The sequence below is a fragment of the Streptomyces sp. NPDC048521 genome (assembly GCF_043199855.1).
Classification (GTDB): domain Bacteria; phylum Actinomycetota; class Actinomycetes; order Streptomycetales; family Streptomycetaceae; genus Streptomyces.
Genome location: NZ_JBICWR010000005.1, coordinates 488,812 through 496,489, shown reverse-complemented (window position 1 = coordinate 496,489; position 7,678 = coordinate 488,812). Strand labels below are relative to the sequence as shown.

Sequence of the window (7,678 nt, the reverse complement as noted above, 5' to 3'; positions counted from 1 at the left end):
CCCCTCCCTAGGCTCGCCGCCGGGCGCCGCCGCCCCCCCCCCCCCCCGCCCCCCCCCCCGCCGCCCCCCCCCCCCCCCCCCCCCCCCCCCCCCCCCCCCCCCCCCCCCCCCCCCCCCCCCCCCCCCCCCCACGCCATACGACCAATTTGTAATACTTTGCAGGGAGAAACGGGATGGGACTGACCGCGAAGGTCCGTACGCGGGACGGGTGGGCCGTGTCGCACGCGGTCGTCACGGTGACCGACATGACCGGTACGCAGGTGCTGCGGGCCGAGGCGGACGCCGAGGGGGCCGTACGGGATGCCACCGAGTTGGCGCCGGGGGCGTACACCGTGATCGTGACGGCCGTCGGGTACGCGCCCGCCGCGTCCAGCGCGATCGTCACCGCGAGCGGCCGGGCCGAGGTCGGCACGGTCACGCTGGCCCGGCAGGGCGGCACCGAGCTGCCGCCGCCCGGCCCCTGGACCATCGACCCGGCGCACTCCTCCGTCGCCGCGGTCGCCCAGCACCTGGGGATCTCCAGCGTGCACGGCCGGTTCACGCAGTTCGGCGGCACCATCGAGATCGCCCCCGACGACATCGCCAAGTCCCGCGTCGAAGCGGTCATCCAGGCCGCCTCCATCGACACGGGCAACGGCATGCGCGACACGCACCTGCGGTCCGCGGACTTCCTCGACGTCGAGCGGCACCCGGAGATCAGCTACCGCTCGACGGGTCTGACGCAGGCCGGCCCGGACCGCTGGACGGTGCACGGCGAGCTGTCGATGAACGGAGTGGTACGGCCGGTCGACCTGGACCTGGCCTACCTCGGCAGCGGCGCCGACCCGTGGGGCGGCACCCGGGCCGCCTTCCGGGCCACCGCCGAACTGCACCGCGAGGACTTCGCGATGAACTACAACCAGGTCCTCCAGGCGGGCATCGCCGCCATCGGCACCACGCTGAAGGTGGAACTGGACATCCAGGCGGTCCAGGGGGATTCGCTGCCCATGGCCTAGCACCCGGCCGCCCAAGAGTTCGCGGGACCGGTCGTGCGCGCGGCTGCGGGCCGTCCGAGGGGGATCGCGCGGTTCCCCGCGCCGCGGGGGTGACTGTCCTCAGCAGGGTCAGGACGACCGGCCCCCGCTCCCCTAGGCTGCGGCCATGGCACCGAACATCGCGACCAACACCCGTGTATCGCTGGACGAGCTGCTGGACTTCGTACGGCCCCGCCACCGCGCCCTGCTGATCACCCGCCGGGCCGACGGCGGGCCGCAGGCCTCCCCGCTGACCTGTGGCGTGGACGACTCGGGCCGGATCGTGGTCTCCACGTACCCCGAGCGCGCCAAGACCCGCAACGCCCGGCGCGACCCCAGGGTCGCGCTGGTCGTCCTGAGCGACGAGTGGAACGGGCCCTGGGTGCAGATCGACGGCACGGCCGAGGTCATCGACGCGCCCGACTCCGTGGAACCGCTGGTGGAGTACTACCGCAACATCGCCGGCGAGCACCCCGACTGGGACGAGTACCGGCAGGCCATGGTCAAGCAGGGCAAGTCGATCATCCGGGTGACCCCGGAGCGCTGGGGCCCGGTGGCCACGGGCGGTTTCCCGGCCCGGCTCGTGGCCGACCAGTGAGCACCGCTCGCGGCTGGGCCCCGGCCGTCAGCCGCGGGCGACCATCGCCTCGATGCCGGCGATCAGCAGGTCCAGGGCGAAGGTGAAGTCGCGGTCCAGCATCTCGGCCACCGTGTCCCCGCCGCGGGCCTCCATGAGGTCCTTGGACTCCTCCATGGCCTCGGCGGTCCCGGGGTCCTCGGCCACCATGGTCATGGCCTGCTCCATGTACTCGTCGGGGCTCAGCCCGGTGTTCTCGATCCGCGCGGAGAAGTGGCCCTCGATCGTGCCGTAGCCGTACACGAACTGGAAGACGGCCGCGATCGCCCCGGTCACCCCCCGCGCGGGCAGCCCCGCCCGGCGGACCACCCGCTGGACCGCGCGGGAGAAGGCGAGCGAGTTCGGGCCGATGTTGAGGTAGCGCCCGGCCAGCGCCGACAGCCAGGGGTGGCGCACCAGCAGCGCCCGGTACTCGGTGGCCAGCCCCCGCAGCTGCTCCCGCCAGTCCTCGTCCGCGTGCTCCGGATCGGGCAGCCGCAGCTCGCCGAAGGCCGCGTCCAGGGCGAGTTCGAGCAGGTCGTCCTTGGTGTCGACGTACCAGTACAGGGACATCGCGGTGACGTTCAGCTCGCCGGCCAGCCGCCGCATGGAGAACTTCGCGAGTCCCTCGGCGTCCAGCAGCCGCACGGACACCTCGGTGATCCGCTCCCGGTCCAGCCCGGAGGGCTGCCCGCTGCGCCCACCGCGGCGGGCCTTGCCGTCCAGCCAGACACTGCCTCGCGCCGACCGTGCAGCCTGCTTCACCATCGGCGCACCTTCCTGAAGTCTCCGGCCCGGTGCCCCCACTGTAGGGGGGTGGGGCCGCACCCGATCTGCGGCTGGGACGCGATCGGCCACGGACGACCCGAGGCCGCACGCATACGCCTACCCCCCGATCCCCCGGGCGACCACCCGCTCCGCCCGGCGGAGCAGTCCGGCCGCCAGAAAGCCGCCGACCAGCACGGCACCGGCCCCCACCAGCTGTCCGGCCTCCAGTCCGCTGGACAGCGACTCGCCCGAGGCGACGGAAGAGCTGAGCACGGCCCCCAGAACGGCCACACCGAGACCGTTGCCGAACTCGGCCAGGGTGCCGTTGATGCCCGCACCCACGCCGGCCTTCTCGGGAGGGATCGCGCTCATGATCGCGTGTGCCATGGCCGGGTTGGCGACCGCGCACCCCGCACCGATCAGCACCAGCCCGAGCAGTGCCCCGGCGTAGCCGGTGTCGAGTTCGGCGATGGCCACCAGCCCCGCCGACATCGCCACCATGCCCAGCGCGATCGACACCGGCGTGCCCCACGACCTCGACCACTTCGCCGCGACACCCGTGAAGTTCAGCGCCACCACGGTCAATGCAAGCGGAGCGATCCGCAGGCCGGCCTCCAACGGCCCGTACCCGAGCACGAACTGGAGGTGCTGGGTCAGCAGGAAGAGGGCGCCGCTCATGCCGAACGTGATGAGGACGGCCCCGGCGACCGCGCCCGTGAACCGCCGGTCGCGGAAGAAGTGCGGGTCGAGCATCGGCTCGTCGACCCGGCTCTCCCACCAGGCGAAGACGCTCAGCACCACCACCGCCACGGCCGCCGTACCGAGCACGCGCCCCGAGGTCCAGCCGTGGCCGGGACCGGAGATGATCGCGAAGACGAACGCGGTCATGCCGATGGTGGACAGCAGCGCGCCGAGCAGGTCCGGGCGGTCTCCCCGCGGGTCCTTGGACTCGGGTACGAGGATCACCACCGCGACCAGGCCCGTCGCCGCGACCGGGAGGTTGATCAGGAAGATCGCACCCCACCAGAAGTGGTCGAGCACGAAGCCGCCGATCAGCGGGCCGCACGCGAAGCCCAGTGCGTTGACCGCGCTCCAGATGCCGATGGCCTTCGGCTGTTCGTCGGGCACGAAGATCTGCATCGCCACGGCGAGCGTGGTGGTGATGAGCAGGGCGCCGCCGATGCCCATGCCGGCCCGGGCGGCGATCAGCTGACCGGTGGTGCCGGCGAACCCGGCCACCACGGAGCCGGCGCCGAACAGGACGAGCCCGGCCATCAGCATCTTCTTGCGGCCGTAGCGGTCGGCGGCGCTCCCCGCGGTGAGCAGCAGGCCGGACTGCACCAGGGAGTAGGCGTTGATCATCCACTGGATGTCGGAGGTGGCCGCGTGCAGTTCGCGCGTCAGCGAGGGGATGGCCACGTTCAGGACGGTGTTGTCGAGCAGCACCGTGAGCTGCGCGAGGCAGATGACGCCGAGGATCAGCCAGCGCTGGGGGTGGCCTTGGGCGGGAGCCGTGCCGGACGCGGTCGGGGAGATGGACATGCTATACACCGTATAGCTGCCGCTATACGGTGTACAGCGCGTGTCTCCGTCAGTCGCTCGTCTTCTTCGTGAGGTCGTAGAAGGTGGCCGAACCGGCCGTCACCTTCTTGAAGTTGCTCTCGATCCACGAGCTGATCCGCGAGGACGTGCCGCTGTTGCCGCCGCGGCCCATGCCGCCGCCGGCGATGAAGTAGTGGATCCTCCCTTCCTCCACGTACTTCTTGAACTGCGCGAGTGTCGGGGAGGGGTCGGTGCCGTTGAAGCCGCCGACGGCCATCACCGGGTCACCCGTGGCGAGCTGGTAGCCGGCCGCGTTCTGGGAGCCGATGGACGCGGCGACCCAGGTGTACTCGGACGCGTCCGTCTCCAGCAGCTTCCTGGCCTCGGCGGACACGCTCGCGCCGTTCAGCAGGCCGCCGACGCCACCGGCGCCCATGCCGCCCTCGCCCATCCGGCCGCCGCCGGGGAACCCGTTGCCGTTCTGCCGGTCCCCGGTGCTCCCGTTGCCGTTCTGCTGACCCGGCAGGCCCGGCAGGCCGTTGCCGTTCTGCGGGCCCTGCCGGCCCTGTGCAGTGCCGTTGCCGTTCTGCTGCCCCGGCCGGCCCGGCATGCCTCCGCCGAAGCCGCCGCGCATGCCACCGCCGCCGGGACCACCGCCCCGGCCGCCCATCACGCTCGCGCCCGCCGGCCCCGCCGTGACGATCGAACCGGTGTGGCCCTGCTGAAGCGTGCTGAGGGTGTACGCGGTCGGACCGGCCAGCGCGGCCACCAGGCCCACCGCCGCCGCCCCGAGCGCGAGCCGCCGGGAGACCCGGCCGGCGAAGATCAGGCCGAGCGCGGCGGCCAGGCCGCCGATCAGCACCGGCCACTTCAGCCAGGGCAGGTAGTCGGAGGTGCGGTTGAGCAGGACGTACCCCCAGGCCGCCGCCGCGACCACGGACGCGGCGAGGGTGATCGACGCCCACAGCTCCTGCCGCTTCTCCCACAGCAGCCCGGCGCCCATGCCGGTGACGGCCGCGAGGTAGGGGGCGAGGGCCACGGTGTAGTACTGGTGGAAGATGCCCGCCATGTAGCTGAAGACGACCATGGTCATGAGCAGGGAGCCGCCCCAGACCAGGAACGAGGCCCGGGTGACGGACGTCCGCTTCGACCTCCGGGTGGCCACGAGACCGGCGACCAGCAGGATCAGCGCGGCGGGCAGCAGCCAGGAGATCTGGCCGCCGACCTCGGAGTTGAACATCCGGTCCCAGCCGGTCTCACCCCACATGCCGGTACCGCCCGCGCCCCCGCCGCCGCCGACGCTGCCGGTCTCCTCGCCGTTCAGCCGGCCGAGTCCGTTGTAGCCGAAGGTCAGCTCCAGGAAGCTGTTGTTCTGCGAACCGCCGATGTACGGGCGGGAGGAGGCCGGCCACAGCTCCACGATCGCCACCCACCAGCCGCCCGAGACGACCAGCGCGAGCGTCGCCACGGCCAGCTGCCCGAAGCGCTTCCTCAGCGGCACCGGAGCGCAGACCGCGTACACGACCGCGAGCGGCGGCAGGATCAGGAAGGCCTGGAGCGTCTTGGCGAGGAACGCGAAGCCGATCGCGACACCCGCCCACACCAGCCACTTGGTACGCCCGTCCTCGACGGCCCGGACCACGAGGTAGCAGGCCACGGACATCAGCAGCGCCAGCATGGCGTCCGGGTTGTTGAACCGGAACATCAGCGCCGCGACGGGGGTCAGCGCGAGCACCGCGCCCGCGATCAGGCCGGCCGCGGGGCTGAACCGGCGGCGCACCCCGGCGTGGACGACGGCGACGGTCGCCACGCCCATCAGCACCTCGGGGGCCAGGATCGCCCACGAGTGGAGGCCGAAGATCCGCACCGACAGCTCCATCGGCCACAGCGAGGCCGGGGGCTTGTCGACGGTGATGGCGTTGCCCGCGTCCAGCGAGCCGAAGAAGAACGCCTTCCACGACGTGCTGCCCGCCTGCACGGCCGCCGAGTAGAAGGAGTTGGCGTAACCGGAGGCGCTCAGGTCGTACAGGTAGAGCACGAGGGTGGCGGCCAGCAGGCCGAGGAGGGCCGGGCGCGCCCAGCGCGGGTCCTCGGGGCGGCCGCGCCACAGTCCGCGCGCGAGGGGCTGCCTGGGCTCACCGGCCCCGGGAGCCGCTGCGGGGGGAGCGGTCGGGGGCGGGCCCCACGCGGCGGTGTTTCCCTGTCCGGCGGTCGGCTGATCGAAGTGGGTGGTCATCGGGGGTCCCCCGGGTCGGTGTCGTGAGGGCGCACCGGCTGCAGTCGCATGGTGCCCTCCCTCCAGCTGCCGTCCGCGGCTTCACCGGCGCGGACCTGGGTGGTCGGGTACGGCTGGTACGGCTGCTGCCGGTACGGCTGCGGGTATTGCTGCTGGTGCGGGGCCGGGCGCTGCGGCAGCGGCGCGTACGGAGCCGTCGTGCCGTAGGCCGGTGTAGACGGGGCGTGGGCCGCGGCCACCGTGGAGCCGGTGCCGGACTCGCCCCTGTCCGGGAAGACCCAGGCGCGGAAGAGCAGGAACCGCAGCACGGTCGCCGCGAGGTTGGCGGCGATGAGCACCGCCAGCTCGGTGGAGTGCGCCGGGCGGTCGGTGGCCGCCTCCAGGGCGGCCAGGGAGCCGCTGGTCAGGGCGAGCCCGATGCCGAAGACCGCCAGGCCCTGCGCCTGGTGCCGGACGGCCCCGCCCCGGCCGCGCACCCCGAAGGTGAGCCGGCGGTTGGCGGCGGTGTTGGCTATCGCGGAGACCAGCAGCGCGAGCGCGTTGGCGACCTGGGAGCCGGAGAACTGCCGGAAGAGGCTGTAGAGCAGCAGGTAGAACAGGGTCGACAGAACACCGACCACACAGAACCCGACGAGCTGACGGGCCAGCCCCTTGGGCACGTCGGGCAGTTCGCGGTCGCGCGGGTCGTCGCCGAAGGGCCGGGCCAGCCGGTCCAGCGGCAGCGAACCGGTGGCCAGCGCCTTGCCGACCCGCCACACCCCCTTGAGGTCGTCGGTGGCGGTCCTCACGATGTGCACGGTGGAGTCGGGGTCGTCGACCCAGTCGACCGGCACCTCGTGGATGCGCAGCCCCGCCCGCTCGGCGAGCACGAGCATCTCGGTGTCGAAGAACCAGCCGGTGTCCTCCACCAGCGGCAGCAGCACCTGCGCCACATCCCGCCGGATGGCCTTGAAGCCGCACTGCGCGTCCGAGAAGCGGGCCTGGAGGGAGCCGCGCAGGATCAGGTTGTAGGCCCGGCTGATGAACTCCCGCTTGGGACCGCGGACCACCCGGGAGGTGCGGGCGAGCCGGGAGCCGATCGCGAGGTCGGAGTGACCGGAGATCAGCGGCGCCACCAGCGGCAGCAGGGCGTTGAGGTCGGTGGACAGGTCGACGTCCATGTAGGCGAGGATCGGCGCCTCGGACGCCGACCACACGGTCCTGAGGGCGCGACCGCGGCCCTTGTGCTCCAGGCGGAAGGCGGTGACCTCGGCAAGCTCCGCCGCCAGCAGCGCCGCCACCTGCGGGGTGGTGTCCGTGGACGCGTTGTCCGCGATCGTGATGCGGAACGCGTACGGGAAGGTGCGCGTGAGGTGCTCGTGCAGTCTGCGGACGCACGGCTGGAGGTCCTTCTCCTCGTTGTAGACGGGGATCACTACGTCCAGGACAGGCGCACCGGCGTCTCCGGCCGGGAGGTGCTCCCGCGCCGGCAGGGTGCCGGGAGAAGAGTCGGTTCGCATGGCA

General features: G+C 72.6%; 6 protein-coding genes. 2 read left to right on the top strand and 4 right to left on the bottom strand.

Translation table 11 applies throughout. The annotated features are described in order from the left end of the window. The first annotated feature begins 173 nt into the window (after window positions 1-173). Complete coding sequence (locus ACGFRF_RS15880) at window positions 174-995, top strand: YceI family protein (protein ID WP_393740126.1); 822 nt, start codon at window positions 174-176, stop codon at window positions 993-995. Window positions 996-1,140: 145 nt separating this feature from the next. Further along, window positions 1,141-1,611 carry a PPOX class F420-dependent oxidoreductase gene (locus ACGFRF_RS15875; RefSeq protein ID WP_393740124.1) on the top strand — a complete coding sequence of 157 codons (471 nt, stop codon included), beginning with the start codon at window positions 1,141-1,143 and terminating at the stop codon, window positions 1,609-1,611. A gap of 27 nt (window positions 1,612-1,638) precedes the next feature. Here the strand turns inward: ACGFRF_RS15875 and ACGFRF_RS15870 are convergent, their stop codons facing one another. The 4 genes from ACGFRF_RS15870 to ACGFRF_RS15855 all read right to left on the bottom strand — a co-directional run bounded on the left by ACGFRF_RS15870 (window position 1,639) and on the right by ACGFRF_RS15855 (window position 7,674). Next, window positions 1,639-2,397 (bottom strand): TetR/AcrR family transcriptional regulator, encoded by a 759-nt coding sequence (locus tag ACGFRF_RS15870; RefSeq protein ID WP_393740122.1) that lies wholly within the window; start codon window positions 2,395-2,397, stop codon window positions 1,639-1,641. A gap of 117 nt (window positions 2,398-2,514) precedes the next feature. Then, entirely contained in the window at window positions 2,515-3,939 is a 1,425-nt protein-coding gene (locus tag ACGFRF_RS15865; protein WP_393740120.1) for an MFS transporter, read from the bottom strand. A 49-nt stretch (window positions 3,940-3,988) separates the two neighbouring features. Beyond that, window positions 3,989-6,175 carry an ArnT family glycosyltransferase gene (locus tag ACGFRF_RS15860; RefSeq protein WP_393740118.1) on the bottom strand — a complete coding sequence of 729 codons (2,187 nt, stop codon included), beginning with the start codon at window positions 6,173-6,175 and terminating at the stop codon, window positions 3,989-3,991. Then, window positions 6,172-7,674, bottom strand: coding sequence for a glycosyltransferase (locus ACGFRF_RS15855; RefSeq protein WP_393740116.1), 1,503 nt, complete (start codon window positions 7,672-7,674; stop codon window positions 6,172-6,174). Before ACGFRF_RS15855 ends, ACGFRF_RS15860 begins: the two co-directional genes overlap by 4 nt. Window positions 7,675-7,678: the final 4 nt, after the last annotated feature.